Genomic DNA, 19,474 nt, shown 5'->3' with positions numbered 1-19,474 from the left:
GCCGGCTTCCTGGGGATGATGTACTATTTCGTGCCTAAGCGGGCCGAGCGGCCGGTCTATTCCTACCGCCTCTCGATCGTCCACTTCTGGTCGCTGATCTTCATCTACATCTGGGCGGGTCCCCACCACCTGCACTACACGGCCCTGCCCCAGTGGGCCCAGACCCTCGGCATGACCTTCTCGATCATGCTGTGGATGCCGTCCTGGGGTGGCATGATCAACGGCCTGATGACGCTCTCGGGCGCCTGGGACAAGCTGCGCACCGATCCGGTGATCCGGATGATGGTGGTGGCCATCGCCTTCTACGGCATGTCGACCTTCGAAGGTCCGCTGATGTCGATCCGGGCGGTCAACGCCCTGTCCCACTACACCGACTGGACCATCGGCCACGTGCATTCGGGCGCGCTCGGCTGGGTCGGCTTCATCAGCTTCGGCGCCGTCTACTGCATGGTTCCGTGGCTGTGGAAGAAGGAGCGCCTGTATTCGAACCAGTTGGTCGAGTGGCACTTCTGGATCGCGACCACCGGCATCCTTCTCTACATCTGCGCCATGTGGGTGTCGGGCATCATGGAAGGCCTGATGTGGCGCGAATACACGTCGCAGGGCTTCCTCGCCAACGCCTTCGTTGAGACCGTGGCGGCCAAGCACGTCGAGAACATCATCCGCACCGTGGGGGGCCTCATGTACCTCTCCGGCGCCCTGATCATGTCCTACAACCTGTGGCGTACGATCCGTCTGCCGAGCCCCGCCTCGCAGCCTGCGGTCACCGCCCCTGCGCTGATCCCGGCCGAATAGGGGGCTCTGATGAAGTCTGTCTGGAACAAGCACGGCGTCCTCGAGCGCCGCTCCATTCTCCTCACCGTGGCCATCCTGCTGGTGGTGTCGGTGGGCGGCCTGGTGGAGATCGCCCCGCTCTTCTACCTGGAGAGCACCATCGAGGAGGTGGAGGGCGTTCGCCCCTACACGCCCCTCGAGCTGGCCGGCCGCGACATCTATATCCGCGAGGGCTGCTACACCTGCCACTCGCAGATGGTGCGGCCCCTGCGCGACGAGGTGGAGCGCTACGGCCACTACAGCCTGGCGGCCGAGAGCATGTACGACCACCCCTTCCAGTGGGGGTCCAAGCGCACCGGGCCGGACCTCGCGCGGGTTGGCGGCAAGTACTCCGACGCCTGGCACAGCGACCACCTGATCGACCCGCGCTCGGTGGTCCCGGAATCGGTCATGCCGCCCTACGCCTTCCTGGCGCAGAAGGAGCTGGAGCAGAAGGACGTCGAGGCCAAGCTCGCGGCCATGACCAAGGTCGGCGTGCCCTACACCCAGGGGATGATCGACGCCGCCCAGGCCGATCTGCGCACCCAGGCCGATCCCTTCGCCTCGTCCCGGGACTTCCGCGGCCGCTATGGCGAGGCCGTCCTGCAGCGTGACTTCGACGGCGACCCGGCCCGGCTGACCGAGATGGACGCCCTGATCGCCTATCTCCAGATGCTCGGCACGCTGGTCGACTTCTCCACCTACGAAGCCGAGGAGAGCCTGCGATGAGCGCGCTGACCTACGAGACGGTGGCCCGCTTCGCCCAGCAGGGCGGGACCCTCTACTTCGCCGCCATCTTCGCCGCGGGCGTCGTCTACGCCCTCTGGCCGCGCAACGGCGAGACCTTCCGCCGGGCCGCCAACCTGCCCCTCGAAAAGGATGAGGACGACCATGTCCAAGCGTGAGGCCGACGAGGTCACTGGCGTCGAGACCACCGGCCACGAATGGGATGGCATCAAGGAGCTCGACAACCCCCTGCCCCGCTGGTGGCTCTATGTGTTCTGGGCCAGCATCGTCGTGGCGATCGTCTACTGGGTGCTGCTGCCGGCCTGGCCGGGGATCAACGGCTACACCAAGGGCCTGATGGGCCAGTCCGACCGCGCCAATGTCGCCCAGGAGCTTCAGGCCCTGCGTGACCTGCGCGGCGAAGGCGCCGCCCGGCTGACCCACGCCACCCTGGAAGAGATCGAGTCCGATCCCGCCCTCCAGGAATACGCCATGGCCGTCGGTCAGTCGGTGTTCGGCGACAATTGCGCCACCTGCCACGGCGCCGGCGGCGGCGGCGCTAAGGGCTATCCCAACCTGGTGGACGACATCTGGCTGTGGGGCGGGAGCCTGGCCGACATCCACCACACCCTGCAGGTGGGCGTGCGGTCCGGCGCCCAGGGGGCGCGGTTCTCGCAGATGCCCGCCTTTGGCCGCGACCAGATGCTGACCGGGCCGCAGATCAACGACCTGACCGAACTGGTGGTCAGCCTGTCGGGCCGCGAGGCCGACAAGGCCGCCGTCGAACGGGCCGCGCCGATCTATGCCGCCCAATGCGTCTCCTGCCATGGGGCGGCGGGGACGGGCGATCAGGCCCAGGGCGCGCCGAACCTGACGGACGGCGAATGGCTCTATGGCGCCTCGCGCGAGGAGATCCGCACCCAGATCTGGTCAGGGCGCAACGGCGTCATGCCGTCCTGGGCCGGCCGCTTCGACGACGAGACGCTGAAGGCCCTGGCCGTCTACGTCCACGCCAACGCCGGCGGTCAGTGAGCGCGCCATGACCGTCGTCATCGACCGCACCAAGCCCCCAGAACACCCGGACTCCAAACCGCCCCGCTCGGCGGCGGCCCGGGCGCGGGAAAAGGGCGGCTCTGACGGCGGTCTCTACAAGCGTCGCACGCCCATCTATCCCAAGCTGGTGCACGGCGCGTGGCGGCGGCTGAAGTGGGCGCTGCTGATCGTGACGCTCACCATCTACTACGTCACCCCCTGGATCAGGTGGGATCGCCCCGGCGACCTGCCGGACCAGGCGGTGCTGGTGGATTTCGCGGGACGGCGGTTCTACTTCTTCTTCATCCAGCTCTGGCCGCAGGAGGTCTATTTCATCACCGGCCTGCTGGTGATGGCGGCCCTCGCCCTCTTCCTGGCCAGCGCGCTGTTCGGCAGGCTGTGGTGCGGCTATGCCTGCCCCCAGACCGTCTGGACCGACCTCTACATCCACATCGAGCGCTTGTTCGAGGGCGACCGCAACGCCCGCATGAAGCTCGACGCCGCCCCCTGGTCCTTCGACAAGGCTTGGCGCAAGGGCGGCAAGCACGCCGTCTGGCTGGGGATCGCCTTTGGCACGGGCGGCGCCTGGATCTTCTACTTCCACGACGCGCCGACCCTGATCCGCACCTTCTGGATCGGACAGGCGCCGATGACCGCCTATGTCTCCTGCGCGATCATGACCTTCATGACCTATGTGCTGGCCGGCTCCATGCGCGAGCAGGTCTGCACCTATATGTGCCCCTGGCCGCGCATCCAGGGCGCCATGCTCGATGAGCATTCCCTGCAGGTCACCTACCGCTTCGACCGCGGGGAGCCGCGCGGCCCGCACAAGAAGGGCGCCACATGGGCCGGACGCGGCGACTGCATCGACTGCAACGCCTGCGTCGTGGCCTGCCCCATGGGGATCGATATCCGCAACGGCCCGCAGCTGGAGTGCATCAATTGCGGCCTGTGCATCGACGCCTGCGACGAGATCATGCTCAAGGTCGAACGGCCCAAAGGCCTGATCGCCTATGACACCGACGCCGCCGTCGCCGCCCGGTCCAAGGGGGACAAGGCCGTCTATCGCCTGGTGCGGCCGCGCACCCTCTACTATGCCGCAGCCCTCGCCTTCGTCTCGGGCCTGATGGTCTGGGGCCTGATGACGCGCAGCCCCATGGACGTCCACGTCCTGCGCGATCGCAACCCGACCTTCGTGCGCATGCAGGATGGCGACATCCGCAACGGCTACACGCTCAAGATCGCCAACCGCACCTTCCAGCCCATGCAGGCCCACATCGCCTTCGAGGGCGTGGCCGGCGCCAGCCTGAAGACGCCCGGCATGGACGCCACCTCTGGCGCCCTGAGCGTCACCGTCGAGCCCAATCAGATCCGCGCCGTGCGGGTCCTGGTCACGGCGCCGGCGGACGGCCTTCTCCACGCCAACATGCCCGCCGCCTTCGTCGTGCGGGCCGGTGATGCGGACCAGAGCATCGAGACCACCTTCCTCTCCGGAGCGGCGAACACCCGATGAGCGACATCCCCTCTCCTGACGGCTTCCGCATCCGCGGCTGGCACGTGCTGGTCGCCTTGTGCGCCTTCTTCGCCGTGATCATCGCCGTCAACGCCGTCTTTCTCACCGCAGCCCTGCGCACCTTTCCCGGCGAGGTTTCGATCACCCCCTATGAGGATGGCTTGGCCTTCAACCGCCAGCTGGCCCAGCAGGCCCGGCAGGCCGAACTGGGCTGGCGCGCCGCCGCCCGGGCCGAGGCCGGTGCGGTGGTGGTCGAGATCGCCGACGCCGAGGGCCGCCCGGTCGAGGGTCTGAGGGTCCAAGGCCGCCTGCAGAGGCCGGCCACCGAGACTGGCGCCCGCGACCTGCGCCTCAGCGAACAAGCGCCTGGCCTCTACAGGGCGTCGTTGGACAGCGTCATGGGCGCCTGGGACCTGACGATCCAGGCCCAGGGGCCTGCGGGCCGCGACTTCCAGGCCGAACGGAGACTGACATGGCCTTGACCTTGAACCCCGGCCGCGCCCCGGACCTGTCGGCCTTCCTGAAGCGCGCCGAGGGCGGTCCCTCCCGGCTCGACCTGCTGGTCAAGGGCGCCCGCTGCGCGGCCTGCATGTCGAAGATCGAGAAGACCGTCGGCGACCTGCCCGACGTGGCCGCCGCCCGCCTGAACCTGACCGAAGGCCGACTGAGCGTCCGGTTCGCCACCAGCGAGGGCGATGCGGGCCGCGTCATCGCCACCCTCGAAGGTCTGGGCTATCCCGCCACGCCCTATGATCCGGCCCAGGCAGTGGCGGCCCATGACAAGGAGAGCCGCCGGCTTATCCTGGCCATGGCGGTGGCCGGCTTCGGCGCCGGCAACGCCATGATGTTCTCGGTGCCAGTCTGGGCCGGGCTGTTTGGCCAGGAGCTGGGGCCGGCGACCCGCACCATGATGCTGTGGCTCTCGGCCATCGTCGCCACGCCCTGCGCCATCTATGCCGGCCTGCCCTTCTTTGAGTCCGCCTGGCGATCCTTGAAGGCCGGCCGGGCCAATATGGACGTGCCGATCTCCATCGGCGTGATCCTGACCCTGTTCATCAGCTTCGTCGAAACCCTCCTGCGCGGTCGGGACGCCTATTTCGACGCCGCGGTCTCCCTGCTCTTCCTGCTGCTGATCGGCCGTTGGCTCGACCACCGCCTGCGCGCCCGCGCCCGCAGCGCCGCAGCCGATCTCCTGGCCCTGCAGGCCCCGGCCGCATCGGTGCTGGGGACCGATGGGGTGGAGCGGATCAAGCCCCTGAGCGAGGTGGCGGTGGGCGAGCGGGTTCTGGTGCGCCCCGGCGAGCGCATACCCGTGGACGGCTTCGTGGAGGACGGGGTCTCCGAGCTCGACAACGCCCTGTTGACCGGCGAGACGGCGTCCGTCCCCGTGCGGCCCGGCGATACCTGCCGGGCCGGCGCGGTCAACCTGTCGGGGCCGCTGCGGCTGCTGGCCATCGCGCGCTCGGAGGACTCCGCCGTCGCCGCCATCGCTCGCCTGGTGGAGGCCGGCGCCCAGACCAAGTCGCTCTATGTCCGCCTGGCCGACCGGGCCGCGGCCGTCTATGTGCCGGTGATCCACAGCCTCGCCGCCTTGACCTTCGCCGGCGGTCTCGCCCTGGGGCTGGGGCCGCGGGAAGCCCTGTTGCGGGCCGCAGCCCTGCTGATCATCACCTGCCCCTGCGCGCTCGGCCTCGCGGTGCCCGCGGTGCAGATCACCGCCTCCTCACGGCTTTTCCGCAAAGGGATTCTGGTCAAGTCTGGCGCGGCCCTGGAGCGGCTCGCCGAGGTCGATCACGTGGTGTTCGACAAGACCGGCGTGCTGACCGAAGGCCGGCCCCGCCTGATCGACGCCCCCGCCGCCGCCATCGCCATGGCTGCGCCCCTGGCGCGGGCCTCGGCCCACCCGCTGGCCCGGGCGCTGGCCGCCGAGGCCGGCCCCGGCGTACGGGCCGTCGATGTCGTCGAGACCGCCGGCCAGGGCGTCGAAGGGGTGATCGCAGGCCGCCGGGCCCGCCTGGGCCGGGCGGGTTTCGTCGGCCTCGAAGGCCGCGCCGGCTCCGAGACCGAGCTCTGGTTCGCCTTCGATGGCGACACCAGGATACGCTTCGCCTTTTCCGACCAGCTGCGCCCGGACGCCGCCGAAACCATCGCCGCCTTGCGCCGCCAGGGCCTGACCGTGGAAATCCTCTCCGGCGATCTGGCCGGGCCTGTGGCGCGAGCGGCCGCCACCCTGGGCGTCGGCGATTGGCGCGCCGGCCTGACGCCCGAGCAGAAGGCTGCGGCCATCGACGAGCTCGCAGCCCAGGGCCGCAAGGTGCTGATGGTCGGCGACGGGCTCAACGACACCGCCGCCCTGGCCCGCGCCCACGCCGCCATGGCGCCAGGCACGGCCCTGGACGCCAGCCAGAACGCCGCCGATCTGGTGTTTTCCGGCGCCGGCCTTGGCGCCGTTCCGGAGGCGATCCATGTGGCGAGTGCCGCGCGGCACCGCGCCCTGGAGAATTTCGGCTTCTCGGCCCTCTACAATGTCGCCGCCGCGCCCATGGCCATGCTGGGCTTGGTCAACCCCCTGGTGGCGGCCCTGGCCATGTCGGGCTCGTCCCTGATCGTCACGCTGAACGCCCTGCGCATGCATGGCGAGGGGCGTCGCTGATGGGCGTCATCCTGATCCTCGCCCCGATATCGGTCCTGATCGGCCTGTCGGGGCTCGGCGCCTTCTGGTGGACGTTGCGCAGCGGACAGTACGAGGACCCCGCCGGTGACGCCGCCCGCATCCTGATCGAGGATTCCGACGACCTGATCAGCTGAGCCTGGACCTCGGCGCCTGACCCCGCCATGGTCGCGGCTCTTGGATAACGAGGTTCGAACATGCGTCAGACCCTGATCGCCGTCGCCAGCGTGCTCGCCCTGGCCGGCTGCTCGGCGGGTTCGGAGGAGCCCTTTGTCGGCTTCGGCGCCGATCCCAGTATTCCCGCGCCCGAGGCAAGCCTGCTGCCCAGGGTCAATCCGGCCAAGGCCGTCGGCTGGCCGGCTGGGGCCGCGCCGGTGGCCCCCGATGGGTTTGTCGTGACCCGCTTCGCCGGCGACCTTTCCCATCCGCGCTGGTTGCTGGTGCTGCCCAATGGCGACGTGCTGGTCTCCGAAGCCAGCTCCGAACCCAAACCGCCGGAAGGGCTGATGGATCGCATCGCCCAGCGGGTGCAGGCCTATGCCGGCGCGCTCAAGCCCAGCCCCAACCGAATCATGCTGCTGCGCGACGCCGATGGCGACGGCCTGGCAGAAATGCGCGAGGTCTTTGCCTCCGGGCTCAACCGGCCCCAGGGCATGGCCCTGGTGGGAGACACCCTCTACATCGCCAACACCGACGCCTTGGTGGCCACGCCCTACCGCGACGGCCAGCTCCGCATGGAGGGCGTTCCCCGCAAGGTCGTGGATCTGCCGGCCGGTCCCATCAACCACCACTGGGTCAAGAACGTCGTCGCCGCCCCCGACGGCCAGCGGCTGTTCGTGACCTCGGGCTCCAACTCCAACATCGCCGAGAACGGCATGGCCGCCGAAGAGAACCGGGCGGCGATCCTGGTGGTCGATCCCGCCGCCGGCACGGTGAAGCTCTATGCGTCGGGCCTGCGCAATCCCAATGGCATGGCCTATGAGCCCACCACCGGCGCCCTATGGACCGCGGTCAATGAGCGCGACATGCTGGGCGACGATCTGGTCCCCGACTACATGACCCGGGTGCGCGAGGGCGGCTTCTATGGCTGGCCCTATTCCTATTTCGGCGGCGTCGTCGATGAGCGCGTCGAGCCTCAACGGCCAGATCTGGTGGACCGCGCCATCACCCCGGACTATGCGCTGGGGCCCCACACCGCATCCCTGGGCCTGACCTTCTACACGGCCGAGGCCTTCCCCCCGGCCTATCGGGGCGGGGTGTTCGTCGGCCAGCACGGCTCGTGGAACCGCAAGCCGCTCAGCGGCTATCGCGTGGTGTTCGTACCCTTCGCCGGCGGCATGCCTGCGGGCGAGCCCCAGGTCTTCCTGACCGGCTTCCTCAATGACCGCGATCAGGCCATGGGCCGACCGGTGGACGTGGCGGTCGATGGTCGCGGCGCCCTGCTGGTCACCGACGATGCGGGCGGCGCGGTCTGGCGCGTGGCGCCAGCCGCCGCAGCGCCTCAGGCCGCCGATCGATAGCCGCTCGAGGTCGGCGCCCGTTCGAGGGCGAACCGGCCCACCAGGCCGTTCAACTGATCGGTCTCCCGGCGCAGGGAGTGGGCGGCGGCCGTGGCCTCCTCGACCATGGCGGCGTTCTGTTGGGTGACGTGGTCCATCTGGTTCACCGCAGAGTTCACCTCCGCCAGGGCGCGGGACTGCTCCTCGGCCGAGGCCGCGATCTGGGCGACGCTGTGGTCGATCTCAACCACCCGCTCGACTATGCGGCGCAAGGCTTCACCCGTTTCGGCGACGAGGCCGACGCCGGATTCCACCTGGGTCGCGCTCTGGGTGATCAGGTTGCGGATCTGCTTAGCCGCATCCGAAGATCGCTGGGCCAGGGCCCGGACCTCGGACGCCACCACGGCGAAGCCACGGCCCGCCTCGCCGGCCCGGGCGGCTTCGACACCGGCGTTCAGGGCCAGCAGGTTGGTCTGGAAGGCGATTTCGTCGATCACGCCGATGATCTGGCCGATCTGTTTGGATGAGGAGTCGATCTCGCCCATGGCCGACACGGCCCGGTCCACGACCTCGCCCGAATGGACGGCTTCGGCCTTGGCCGAGCTGACCATGCTCGAGGCCTCGCGGGCGCCGCTGGCGGCCTTGCCGACGCTTTCGGTCAGTTCGTGCAGCGCCGCGGCGGTCTCCTCCAGGCTGGCCGCCTGCTGCTCGGTGCGGCGCGACAGGTCATCCGACGCCGAGGTGATCTCATCGGCGCCCACCCGGATGCCGCCAGAGGATTCCGCCACCATGCGCATGGCCTCGGCCAGCTTGCCCACGGCCTGGTTGAAGTCGGCCTTCAGCCCATCGAACTGCGGCGACAGGTTGTCCTCCAGGCGGCTGGCAAGGTCGCCTTGCGCCAGATTCCGCAGCGCGGCCGTCAGAGCGGCCATGGCCGCAGCCTGCTGCTGCTCGGCCAGTTGGCGGGCGTCTTCGGACTTCTTTCGCTCGGTCTCGAGAGCCTCGAGATAGATCGAGATGGCCAGATCCATGTCGACCAGGGTCGCCTTCACGAGAACCGACACGGTTTCGGCGGCCTCCTGTGGGCGGGTCCGCTTGGTGAGCGTCGGCCATTGGCGGGCGATGGCGGCGTGGATCAGTTGCTCCAGCACCAGGGCGTAGCCGCCGATGTACCATTGCGGCTCCAGGCCCAGACGGGCGTGGGTTTCGCCGATCGTGCGGACGCCCTTGGCGTAGTCGTCCCCGAACTGGCCTTCAGCGATGATGCCCCAGTGGGCCGCCTGGCGGCTCTGGGCGCCGGACATGTGGGCGTCGCTGGTGAAGAACCTCTGGACCTCGGGGGTCTTGCGGATCTTGGCGTAGAAGACGTCGAGGGCCGGGCCGATGGCCTCGGCGAGAAAGCCGCGGAGACCGCGCAGGCGCTCGACCCCGCGGCTGTCGAGACCGATGAAGTCGAGGCGTTCTTGAATGTGCGAAGATTTATTCATGGGCGTTCCACCAGATGGACCAGGCCGGCGCATCCTGGCGAGGTGGTCGGCATGTCCAAGGGATGGCGCGATCGAGGCTAACGAGACCTTAAATGCGGCCCGAACTGCGGCTCATACGGAGGCGGCAGATTGTCGCATATCGTCGGTCGCCGAATGTTCGGCGACCGGCGATATGGCCTATTGGAACCGGTAGGTCAGGCCCAGGCCCCACATCCGCGGGGCGCCGGCGATGAAGGTCGGCAGGCCCAGGGAGTCGCCGGTGTTGCCGGCGTCGATGATGTAGGTCTCGTCGGTGACGTTGTTGACGAAGGCCTCCAGGGTCAGCGGCATGGAGTCCGGCGTCCACGAGGCCCGGATGTTCAGGGTCCCGTAGGAACCCTGGCGCTCGTCCTGCAGGTTATCGGCCACGAACACCGACGGCGGCTGCTGGAAGGCCGGCAGATCGTTGTTGTCGTCGAAGAAGACTTCCGACTGCCAGACATAGGTCGGCCGCAGGCTGAACTGGCCGCCCATGAGATCGACCGTCCAGTTGGCTCCGACGCTGGCCATATGGTCGGGCGACAGGCGGAAGCTGTTGCCGTCATAGGCGCCGCCTTCGAACCGGGCGTGGCTGTAGGCGTAGGTTCCGTAGAGGGTCAGGCCCGCCGCAGCGGAAACTTCTGCCTGGCCTTCAAAGCCATAGGCCTTGGCCTTGCCGGCGTTGGTGGTGACGAACAGCGTGCCCTGCTGCTCCACTGTCTGGAAGTTGTCGTAGTCGTAGTAGTAGACCGAGCCGTCCACACGAACCCGGCCGCCGAGTTCGGCCTTGGCGCCGACCTCGTAGGAATCGACGGTTTCCGCCTCGACCTGGGCGAAGCGCGTGGCGCCCTCGGGCGCGGCGGGGCCGGCGGCAGACAGCACTTCGGGGCGACGGCCGCGGGCGTAGGAGGCGTAGAGGTTGGCGTCGTCGCTCAGGGCGTAGCGGCCCACCAGACGCCAAGTGAAGCCGTCGCTCTCCAGATCCTGCTCGCTCAGCCCGCCATTGCCGGCGGTGGGCTGGAAGGTGAGGCCAAACAGCGGCAGCTGGGCCGGCGTGAGCTGCTGCACGATCGGCAGGGCTAGCGCGCCGAGGATAGCTTGCGCCTGGCCGACGGCCTGAGGCGTGCCGGCCGCGGCGATCTGGGCCGCGCCGATGGCGCCGCCGAGCACGCTGCGACCGCCGACCACGCGGGAGGAGAAGCCCGTGGTCTTGTCGTCGCGGGTGTAGCGCAGGCCCGCCGACAGCTCGAGCCGGTCGGTGACGTCGAAGGTCACGTCGCCGAACACGTCATAGGAGGTCAGCTCGCTGGTGTTGGTCGCCTCCTCCACATGGTTGGACCGGAGGTTGGCGGCGATGCCGGCGGCCTGGGCCGAGGTCAGCAGCACATTGCCGCCGCTCAGCTGACCGACCAGCCCCTGGATGAGGGCGCCGGTGAAGGGGGTGAGACCGAACAGGGCGGCCGGGGCCGGCGTGGTGGCCGGCAGGCCCGTGCCCGCCGCGCCGCCGTTCAGCTGGCCGGTCAGGACCGCAAGGCCCATGCGCTCGTCGAACTGCAGCGGCAGACGCTGGCGGCCGTCATCGCGGAACACGCCGGCGCCGACAAAGCCGCGAACCCGCCCGCCCTGGTCGAAGTTCAGGCGGAACTCCTGGCTGAACTGCTCACCGATGGCGTCGTTGAGACCGGTCAGGATGGGCAGCGAGATGCCGTCGGGGTCAAAGACCTCCTCGGACTCAAAGCGTCGGGCCGCGCTGGTCGAGGTCAGGGTCACCGCATCGGTAAGCTCGATGGTCGCAAGACCCGTCACACCCCACACGGTGCGATCGACGCCCAGGGCCATGCCGCCCTGGAAATTGGCCGGCGCGGCCAGGGCCGCCGCATCCCACGGGTCGCGGGACGCCAGGACCTGGCCGGTGGTCGGATCGGTAGGGGAATAGCCGCCGGACTTGAAGGCCGTGCCCGCGGCCTTGTCTTCCTGGTAGTTGACGATGAAGTCAAAGTTCACCCGGTCAGACGGGTTCAGGTTGAAGGCCAGACGACCGGCCACGGTGTCCACCGACTGGAAGTCTTCGCCGCCCAGCGCGTTCTCCACATAGCCGTCCCGCTGACGGATGCGGCCCGAGAACCGGATCGCCGCCGCATCGGTCATCGGGATGTTCACCGCGCCCTCAGCCATGCGGTAGCCATAGTCGCCGGCCTGGCCGGTGATGTAGCCGTCGAACACGCCCGGCTGCGCCTTGCGCTGGATGATGTTGACGCCGCCGATCAGGGCGCCGCGGCCAAACAGGGTCGACTGCGGCCCCTTGGCCACCTCGACCCGCTCCAGGTCGAACAGCTCCACATAGGAGCCCTGGGCCTTGGAGATCGACACCCCATCCTGGAACACCGAGACGCGGGCCTCGGCCGAGGCGTCGGTGGAGTCCGAGGTGATGCCGCGCATCACGAAGCCGGGGTTGTTGGGCGACTGGTCCTGAACCTCGAAGCCGGGCGTATAGGCCGACAGGTCGGCGAAATCCTGGACGCCCAGGGCGTTCAGGCGCTCGGCCCCGAACGCCGTCAGGGCCAGCGGCACGTCCAGGGACTGCTGCTCGCGCTTCTGGGCGGTGACGACGATTTCTTCGAGGAGGGTGGAGTCCTGGGCCTGGGCGGCGCCGGCCGCGGCCAAGGCGAACAGGCTCGCAGCGGCCAGCAGCCGCGCGGTGGAAGTGGTCATGTCGATCCCCTGTGGTCCTGAACGAACACGAGAGTCGCGATGGGAGGATCGCGCTCGCTGGAGCGCCCCCTGCCGCGGTTCGACGACAAATCCATGAAGGTTGTCGGGTCCGCGTTCCAGCTACCGCACAAGGCGGCGAATTGTGGCCCGGACGCCGCAATCTGAGGCGCATCGAGCCGCCTGATCCGGCGGCCTCCAGAACGGTGTTAGCCGAAGGTCTTTCGCAGGCGCACAAAGATGGCGCGGCCATATTCGAGATCGCGCACATCGGTATAGGCCAGCCGGTCGTCCGACCGCGGTCCGATATAGACCTCGCGGATCCGCTGGACATTCCGCGCGCCGAGGTTCTGCGCCTCCACGCGCAGGATGAGGTCACGGCGCGGCTTGTACTCGGCGAAGATGACCACCCAGATTCCGACCTTGCGGGTCTCGATCTCGCTCAGGCGGTAATAGCTTTCGCGATAACCGCCCGTGGCGTCGATCCCCCAGTTGGCCTGCAGGCCCGGCAGGTCGTGGGTGAAGTGCGCCTCCCACTCCACGGGGCGCAGACCGGAAATCTCCCGCGTCCCGCCCAGGACCGGGTCGTTCACCTCCGAGCGGCGCCAGGTCCCCTGCCCCTTCAGCTGCCCGCCGCGCAGACCCAGGCGGTCCAGCGGCAGGGTCAGGTTGAGGATCGCCTCGTCCTTGGTCCCGTCCCCCAGATTGCCCGGGGCGTCGGCCACCGCCACACCGCCGGCGAACAGCGGCGCCCGATCGATGACGTCGGTCAGCTCGGCGTGGCGCAGGGTCGCCACCAGGACGGCCCCACCGCCGAAGCGCTGCTCGAAGGTCGCCTCGCCCACCCAGGCCTGTTGCGGGCTGAGATCGGGATTGCCGGCCAGGACCGCGCCGGTGCTGACGGCCGAGGAGGCGGCGACGAAGTCGTCGAAGTTCAGCTGGCCGACCTCGCGCTCGAGGCGGAACCGCACCTGCCGGCCGCCGCCGGGCGACCAGGCCAGGGCCAGCCGCGGCTTGGTGAAGCTGAGCGACTTCTCCAGCACCACGTCGCCGGTCGAGGAGATGGACGAGGCCTCCTGGCGCAGGCCAGCCTCGATGCTCAGCGTCGGATTGGCCCGCCAGGTCAGGGTGGCGAAGGCCTCGCCGCGGGTCTCCTCCACCTCAACATCGGCGGCCGGCAGAGGCACGACGGCGCCGTTGAGGGTGAAGGCCGTCTGGCTCTCCAGCCGGTTCAGCGCGCCCTCTGCGCCCGCCTCGGCGCTCAGGGCCGGGCTGATCGTGTGGCGCAGGGTGAGGCGCCCGACCGTCTCGGTGACGGCCTTGTCCAGGTCGAAGTCCCGGCGCAGCCCCGGGGCCTCGAAGTCGGCCAGGGTCTCGACATCGTTCCACTGCTGGAAGGCGACGGCCTCCAGCGAGCTCTGCGGCCCAATCGGCCGGGCGTATCGCGCCCCCAGCTCCTGCTGCAGGCGCACGCTGGTGTAGTATTCGTACTCCCGCCCCGCCGGACTGATCCGGTCGGTGATCTCGCCGCTGGCCGGGGTGCGCATATAGGCGCCGTTGAGCCGCAGACGACCGCCTGCCAGCGGCGTCTCGAAGGCGCCCGTGGTCCAGGCGCGCAAGCCCCCGGCGTCGGCGTCCACGACGGATGCGATCAGCACCTCCCCGCCCGGTCCGAAACGGGTGCGCGGGCCGTCACCAAGCAGGTCGTCTGGTCCCTTGCCATAGACGAGGGAGGCTTCGAACCTGCGCCCCCGCCACTCGGCCTGGCTCTCGGCCCGCAGGCTGGTCAGCACCCGGCCGTCATTGATGAAATGGGCCGAGGTCATCACCGCCCCGCGCACCCCGTCGGTGCGGTTGCGCACCACATTGGCGATCACCGAGCGGCCCTGCATGTCGATGCCTGGCGCGCCGCCGCGGATCAGTTCGATGCGCGCCACGGCCGCCGCCGGAATGCGCTTGAGCAATTCGTCCAGGGCGTCGTTCTTGGAGACCGGCGGCTGACCGTCGATCAGCACATTGCCCCCGGACCCCGCCAGGCCGCGCACGGTCGCGCCCTTGTCGAAGGCGAAACCCGGCAGGCGCAGGATCATGTCATAGGCGGTGTCTGGGGCGGCCTCGGCGAACGCGCTGGGCGGATAGGCGATCACCGCCCGTTCGGCCGGAGCCGGCGCAGGCGTCAGCTCTGACGCAGGCTGCGCCATTGTGGCGACCGCGCTCGCGGCCACGATTGTCAGGATCACGTCCTGGCCCCTCCCCGGGCTGTCTTATTGTTTTTTGACAGCTTGGCCGGAATCCGGGACCGGGGCCAGATGGTTCAGGCGTCGAGAACGCCCGCCAATAGCTAGGTCTCGATTTCGAAGTAGGCGCGCTCGCCGCCCTCGGTGTGGGCGACCATCAGGATTCGGATGTCGGAGCCTTCAGCGAGCTTCAGGGTCAGGCGGCCATGGCGGAAGGCGTCGCGCATGAGTTCAGGCGAACCGATCAACTCGCCCTTGCCGATTTTCATCTTCTCGTCGCTGCGGATTTCGTAGCCCACCTTCTCGATCACGCCGGCGTACATCACCAATCCATCGTCGACGGTCGTTCGGGAAAGCTTCATGGGCGTTGGAACTCCGGTTACCGCGGCCGGCGAAAAATTTGCCGGTAGCGCCTAGGGAACGCGTGGGCTTCGCCGACGTTCCGCTGGATTCGCCCGCGCACCATCGAGGTCCAGCGCGCGACCCCGCGAAAAGACAGGATCGCGCGCCAGATTTCGAGGCGGCTAGAGCCGCTCCACGATGGTCACATTGGCCATGCCGCCGCCCTCGCACATGGTCTGCAGGCCATAGCGCTTGTTCCGCGCCTTCAGGCCGTGCACCAGCGTCGTCATCAGCTTAGTGCCCGAGGCGCCGAGGGGGTGGCCAAGCGCGATGGCCCCGCCATTGACGTTCATGTTTTCCGGATTGGCGCCGGTCGCCTGCAGCCAGGCCACGGGCACCGAGGCGAAGGCCTCGTTGACCTCGAAGAGATCGATATCGTCGATCTTCATGCCGGCCTTTTCCAGGGCCCGCTGGGTGGCGGGCAGCGGGGCTTCCAGCATGATGACCGGGTCATGGCCCATCACCGACAGGTGGTGGATGCGGGCGAGCGGCGTCAGGCCGAACTCCTTCAGGGCCTGTTCGGAGACGATCATCACGCCCGAGGCGCCGTCGCAGATCTGGCTGGAGGTGGCCGCCGTGATCGCGCCGCCCTCGACCAGCAGCTTCACGCCGCGGATGCCGTCGAGGCTGGCGTCGAAGCGGATGCCCTCATCGACCGTATGCTCGCTCTCGGCGCCGGCCTCGTCCTTGACCTTCAGGGCGACGATCTCGTCCTTGAAGGCGCCGGCCTGGGTGGCGGCGATGGCGCGCTGGTGGCTGTGATAGGCGTATTCGTCCAGCTGGTCCTTGGTGAGGCCGTACTTCTTGGCCATCATCTCGGCGCCCATGAACTGGGAGAACTGGATGTTGGGATAGCGCTCCTCCATCCGCGGGCTCTTGTACTGGCCCATGCCGGCCTTGGCGGCCAGCGCGGCCGAGGAGCCCATGGGAACCCGGGTCATGCTCTCGACGCCGGCGGCGATCACCACGTCCTGGGTGCCGCTCATCACCGCCTGGGCGGCGAACTGCAGGGCCTGCTGGGAAGAGCCGCACTGGCGGTCGATCGAGGTGCCTGGCACGCTTTCCGGCAGCTTGGAGGCCATGACGGCGTTGCGCGCCACATTGATGGCCTGCTCGCCCACCTGCATGACGCAGCCCATGATCACGTCTTCGACGCGAGCCGGGTCCATGCCCGTGCGATCGACGAGTTCGTTGAGAACGACGGCGCCCAGATCGACCGGATGCCAGTCCTTCAGCTTGCCGTTCTTGCGACCACCGGCCGTCCGCGCGGCCGCGACGATATAGGCTTCGCCCATTGTTCCGCTCCCTTGTTTCAGCGCCCTGTGGCGCATCGTTAAGGGACTCTAGGCAGGCGCCGCGAGGTAAGCCAACTGGCCTCTTTTCACCTCAAGCCGGAAGCAGCGCCCCCGGCCGCGCGGCGTCCAGCCGGAAGGTCGTCGGCAGCACGCGCTCGTGCGGCGTCTGCAGCTTCAGGGCCTTGGCGCCGCGGGCCAGGACGAGCTTGCCCAGATTGGCCGGGCCGACGCCATCCGCCAGCCTGGGCGCCATGCCTGCCCGGCGACGCAGGACGCCGTTGGCGTAGATCACATTGGCGCGCAGCAGGGCCCTGGGTGTCATGAACTCCATCGAGAGCGAGACATTCAGCATCGGGCCGTTCTCGATCCGATGCGGCGCGTTCTGGGCCCAGGTCGCCATGCGGCCGGGCGTCAGCTCGATCTCCTCGGCGCCGGCGTCCCAGGCCGGATCGAAGGCGAACTGCTCAGCGCTTTCGCGCAGCACGATGCGCTCCAGGGCTTCCTCGCCCACGAACGGCGCCTTGGGCGGATAGACCCAGACCCGCTTGGTGCCCCGCACCTGCCAGAGCGACACCAGGGGCACGTCCAGATGATAGAAGACCTGAGCATTGGCCGAGGAGATCAACACGCCCAGATCGCGCTTAAAGGTCTTCAGCCCCGGCGCCATGGCCTCCTTCTCGGCGAACACCTCGTCGGCCAGGTCGGCATAGGGCTTGAGATAGAGGTTGGCCTCGCGGAGGTTCAGCCATATGCGCCCCGCCAGGGCGGCTTCCAGCAACTGCGCGCCCGACAGATGGTCGGCCGAGCCCTTTCGCCAGGTGGTCCAGTCCTTGGGATCTTCGCCCATGGTGAACACGCCGAGCCGACTGCGCGGATAGGCCTCCAGCGCCTCCGCCAGCCCCGCGTCGGTAAATAGCGGCCGCTCATGCAGGTTATGCGCGAACGACAGGGTTTGCTGGCCGAAGGCCTTGGCCTTCTCCGCGGTCCAGTCCTGGATGATCATGGGGGTTCTCCCGTCAGACGGCGCTTCGGCCGTAGAATTCGATTTTGAAAGGACCCCACCACAGGGTCTTGCCCAGGCCGCGGGCCGCGCGGTCGAGGGTGGCGGCGAAGCCGGGGGCGCGGATGAGCCATTTGAGGCCCGCCAGCAGGCCAAAGACGCTGGCCTGGACCAACCCCTGGGCCATCCAGAAGGCGAGGCCCGCCCTATTGGGGGGATCGGCGGCGGCGCAGGCGGCCGACGGCCCCTGGCCATAGGCGAAGGCGCGGCGGATCGTGTAGTCCAGCGTCAACCGCGACGGGACCGGATCCTCCCAGACAAAGGCCTCGGCCGCCCAGGCGAAGCGCGCGCCATCGGCCTTCATCTGGCCAAACAGCAGGTCGTCCTCGCCGCCGATATGGTTGCGCACCGCGGAGAAGGGTTGCTTGGGATTGTTCAGCGCGGCCCGGCGCAGCAGGCTGTTGCCACAGCCATAATAGTCTTCGATCACGCCTGTTTCCGCCGGTCCCAGGCGCGAGAAGAAGGTCTCGAGATAGTCGCGATGACGGCCGACATCGGCTGGCGCTCTGCCTCGCACAGGACCAAAGACCACGTCGGCGTCCAGGCGCGCCTGCACCGCCAGGAGTTCGGCCAGCCAGCCGGCCGGCGCCTCCTCGTCGTCATCCAGAAAGGCGATGAGGTCGCCGCTCGCCTGGGCGAGGGCGGCATTGCGGGCGTTGGCGACGCCGGGCTCGGGCTCATGCACATAGATGACCGGAAAGGACGCCTCGGCCGCCAGGGCCCGGACGCTGGCTTGCGCCGAGGGCGTCGCATCATTGTCCACAACCACCAGCTCCAGCCGCGCCGGATCGACGCCCTGCTGAGCCAAGGCGGATCGGGCCGCGGTCATCAGGCCGGCCAGACGTCGCTGGGTTGGAATGACGATGCTGACCCGTTCGGACATGACAGACTTCACCCTTCGCTCGCCGCCCCGTTGCGTCGCCCCTTGCTGGCGACGGCGGCGGCCATGCCGCGCACGCGGCCGCCGAGGGTCAGTTCTACGTCGGAGATGGTTTCGAAACGGCGCCGCACACGGCCGGCCAGCGGCCCGGCCCCAGCGCCCGCCACGCGCCAGGCGCCCTCGCCCAGCCGGACGCGCCAACCCGACGGCCCTGCGGCGGTGAGCGTCCCCTCACCGACCGTGCGCCGCTGCAGGGCGTAGGGCGACTTGTAGTGATCATGCCCGGGGCCGAGATCATAGGTGGTCAGGCCCAGGTCCGGCATGGCCGCGATGGCCTTGATCAGGAAGAGCTGGCCGATCGAATAGGCGCCCATCTCCGGATCGGTGGAGGCGATCCAGGGGTGATAGACCGCCCCTTGGCGCACGCCGAAATGGCCCGCCACCAGCCGGCCATCGATCCGCAGGGTGATCATCAGCCCCTGAAAGTCGCCGTCGCGGGCCGCAAACAGGTTGCGCATCAGCTGGCTGGTCCAGTCCGGCGCCAGGAAGTCGTGCATGCCGGTCCTCACCAGCTGTTCGCGCTTCCAGGCGATGATCTGGTCGAAGGCGGCCTGGTCATGGTCCGGCGCCGCCACACTCAGGGGGCCGAGCTCCCGCTCGATCTTGTGCTCCAGCCGCCGATAATTCTTGAACCGCTTGGGGCTCTGGGCGCGCAGGGCTTCGAGATAGGCGTCGGCCCCGCCGTCCAGCGCGATGACATAGGCCTCATGCGTTTCCTGCGTCGCCTCGCCAAACATTTCGAGGGGATCGACCAGACCGCGAAACCGCAGGGCGCCCAGGCCGGCCGCAGCCATGGCGGCGCGGGCGTCGAAAGCTTCGGTGGCGATAAGGCCGTGATAGTCCGACAGCGGCGCGCCGATGGGCCGCGCCAGGCCGCTCGGCCGCAGGTGATGGGCCAGGAAACCCACCGCCTGGCCATCCCGCCGCCAGATCGCCACCCGGGCGTCCGGGCGGACCGCGCCGACGGCCTGAGCGAATTCCGGCCCCATCAGGGGCGAGGCGAAGGCTGGCTGCGCCGCGATCATGTGCCGCCACGCGACAAGGTCTCGGGGCTCAAGCTTCGCCGGATGAA

At 68.9% G+C, this 19,474-nt stretch carries 17 protein-coding genes; 9 read left to right on the top strand and 8 right to left on the bottom strand.

Annotated features, from left to right (window positions below; all coding sequences use genetic code 11):
* From Q8L83_RS18400 to Q8L83_RS18360, 9 genes are all read left to right on the top strand, one after another.
* The coding region (locus Q8L83_RS18400) for a cbb3-type cytochrome c oxidase subunit I (protein WP_305289584.1) at window positions 1-795 on the top strand (795 nt) is incomplete at its 5' end.
* Window positions 796-804: 9 nt separating this feature from the next.
* On the top strand, window positions 805-1,542 hold the full coding sequence (gene ccoO, locus Q8L83_RS18395; RefSeq protein WP_305289582.1) for a cytochrome-c oxidase, cbb3-type subunit II: 738 nt from the start codon (window positions 805-807) through the stop codon (window positions 1,540-1,542).
* Window positions 1,539-1,718 carry a cbb3-type cytochrome c oxidase subunit 3 gene (locus tag Q8L83_RS18390; protein WP_305289580.1) on the top strand — a complete coding sequence of 60 codons (180 nt, stop codon included), beginning with the start codon at window positions 1,539-1,541 and terminating at the stop codon, window positions 1,716-1,718. Before ccoO ends, Q8L83_RS18390 begins: the two co-directional genes overlap by 4 nt.
* Window positions 1,705-2,571, top strand: coding sequence for a cytochrome-c oxidase, cbb3-type subunit III (ccoP, locus tag Q8L83_RS18385; protein ID WP_305289579.1), 867 nt, complete (start codon window positions 1,705-1,707; stop codon window positions 2,569-2,571). Before Q8L83_RS18390 ends, ccoP begins: the two co-directional genes overlap by 14 nt.
* A 7-nt stretch (window positions 2,572-2,578) precedes the next feature.
* Entirely contained in the window at window positions 2,579-4,084 is a 1,506-nt protein-coding gene (ccoG, locus tag Q8L83_RS18380; protein ID WP_305289577.1) for a cytochrome c oxidase accessory protein CcoG, read from the top strand.
* Window positions 4,081-4,566, top strand: coding sequence for a FixH family protein (locus Q8L83_RS18375; RefSeq protein WP_305289575.1), 486 nt, complete (start codon window positions 4,081-4,083; stop codon window positions 4,564-4,566). The genes ccoG and Q8L83_RS18375 overlap by 4 nt, the downstream gene beginning before the upstream one ends.
* The gene (locus tag Q8L83_RS18370) at window positions 4,557-6,737 is read left to right on the top strand and encodes a heavy metal translocating P-type ATPase (protein ID WP_305289574.1); all 2,181 of its coding nucleotides are present in this window, start codon (window positions 4,557-4,559) and stop codon (window positions 6,735-6,737) included. Before Q8L83_RS18375 ends, Q8L83_RS18370 begins: the two co-directional genes overlap by 10 nt.
* A complete protein-coding gene (gene ccoS / locus Q8L83_RS18365; protein ID WP_305289572.1) occupies window positions 6,737-6,892 on the top strand; it encodes a cbb3-type cytochrome oxidase assembly protein CcoS in 156 nt (51 codons plus the stop codon). Before Q8L83_RS18370 ends, ccoS begins: the two co-directional genes overlap by 1 nt.
* A gap of 60 nt (window positions 6,893-6,952) precedes the next feature.
* On the top strand, window positions 6,953-8,275 hold the full coding sequence (locus Q8L83_RS18360) for a sorbosone dehydrogenase family protein (RefSeq protein ID WP_305289570.1): 1,323 nt from the start codon (window positions 6,953-6,955) through the stop codon (window positions 8,273-8,275).
* Here Q8L83_RS18360 and Q8L83_RS18355 read toward each other — a convergent pair.
* The 8 genes from Q8L83_RS18355 to Q8L83_RS18320 form a co-directional block, all read right to left on the bottom strand.
* Window positions 8,257-9,741 (bottom strand): globin-coupled sensor protein, encoded by a 1,485-nt coding sequence (locus Q8L83_RS18355; RefSeq protein WP_305289568.1) that lies wholly within the window; start codon window positions 9,739-9,741, stop codon window positions 8,257-8,259. The genes Q8L83_RS18360 and Q8L83_RS18355 overlap by 19 nt on opposite strands.
* A 177-nt stretch (window positions 9,742-9,918) precedes the next feature.
* Window positions 9,919-12,471, bottom strand: coding sequence for a TonB-dependent receptor (locus Q8L83_RS18350; RefSeq protein ID WP_305289566.1), 2,553 nt, complete (start codon window positions 12,469-12,471; stop codon window positions 9,919-9,921).
* 206 nt (window positions 12,472-12,677) lie between these two features.
* A complete protein-coding gene (locus Q8L83_RS18345; protein WP_305289564.1) occupies window positions 12,678-14,708 on the bottom strand; it encodes a TonB-dependent siderophore receptor in 2,031 nt (676 codons plus the stop codon).
* A gap of 101 nt (window positions 14,709-14,809) precedes the next feature.
* The gene (locus Q8L83_RS18340) at window positions 14,810-15,067 is read right to left on the bottom strand and encodes a hypothetical protein (protein ID WP_305289562.1); all 258 of its coding nucleotides are present in this window, start codon (window positions 15,065-15,067) and stop codon (window positions 14,810-14,812) included.
* Window positions 15,068-15,229: 162 nt separating this feature from the next.
* Entirely contained in the window at window positions 15,230-16,402 is a 1,173-nt protein-coding gene (locus tag Q8L83_RS18335; RefSeq protein ID WP_305289560.1) for an acetyl-CoA C-acetyltransferase, read from the bottom strand.
* Between the two features lie 91 nt (window positions 16,403-16,493).
* Window positions 16,494-17,405, bottom strand: coding sequence for a hypothetical protein (locus Q8L83_RS18330; RefSeq protein ID WP_305289558.1), 912 nt, complete (start codon window positions 17,403-17,405; stop codon window positions 16,494-16,496).
* Window positions 17,406-17,418: 13 nt separating this feature from the next.
* On the bottom strand, window positions 17,419-18,345 hold the full coding sequence (locus Q8L83_RS18325) for a glycosyltransferase family 2 protein (protein ID WP_305289556.1): 927 nt from the start codon (window positions 18,343-18,345) through the stop codon (window positions 17,419-17,421).
* Between the two features lie 8 nt (window positions 18,346-18,353).
* The gene (locus Q8L83_RS18320; protein ID WP_305289554.1) at window positions 18,354-19,427 is read right to left on the bottom strand and encodes a GNAT family N-acetyltransferase; all 1,074 of its coding nucleotides are present in this window, start codon (window positions 19,425-19,427) and stop codon (window positions 18,354-18,356) included.
* Between the last annotated feature and the right edge of the window lie 47 nt (window positions 19,428-19,474).

The sequence above is a fragment of the Phenylobacterium sp. genome (genome assembly GCF_030680185.1).
Classification (GTDB): domain Bacteria; phylum Pseudomonadota; class Alphaproteobacteria; order Caulobacterales; family Caulobacteraceae; genus Phenylobacterium.
This window is presented reverse-complemented; position numbering and strand designations above follow the sequence as displayed.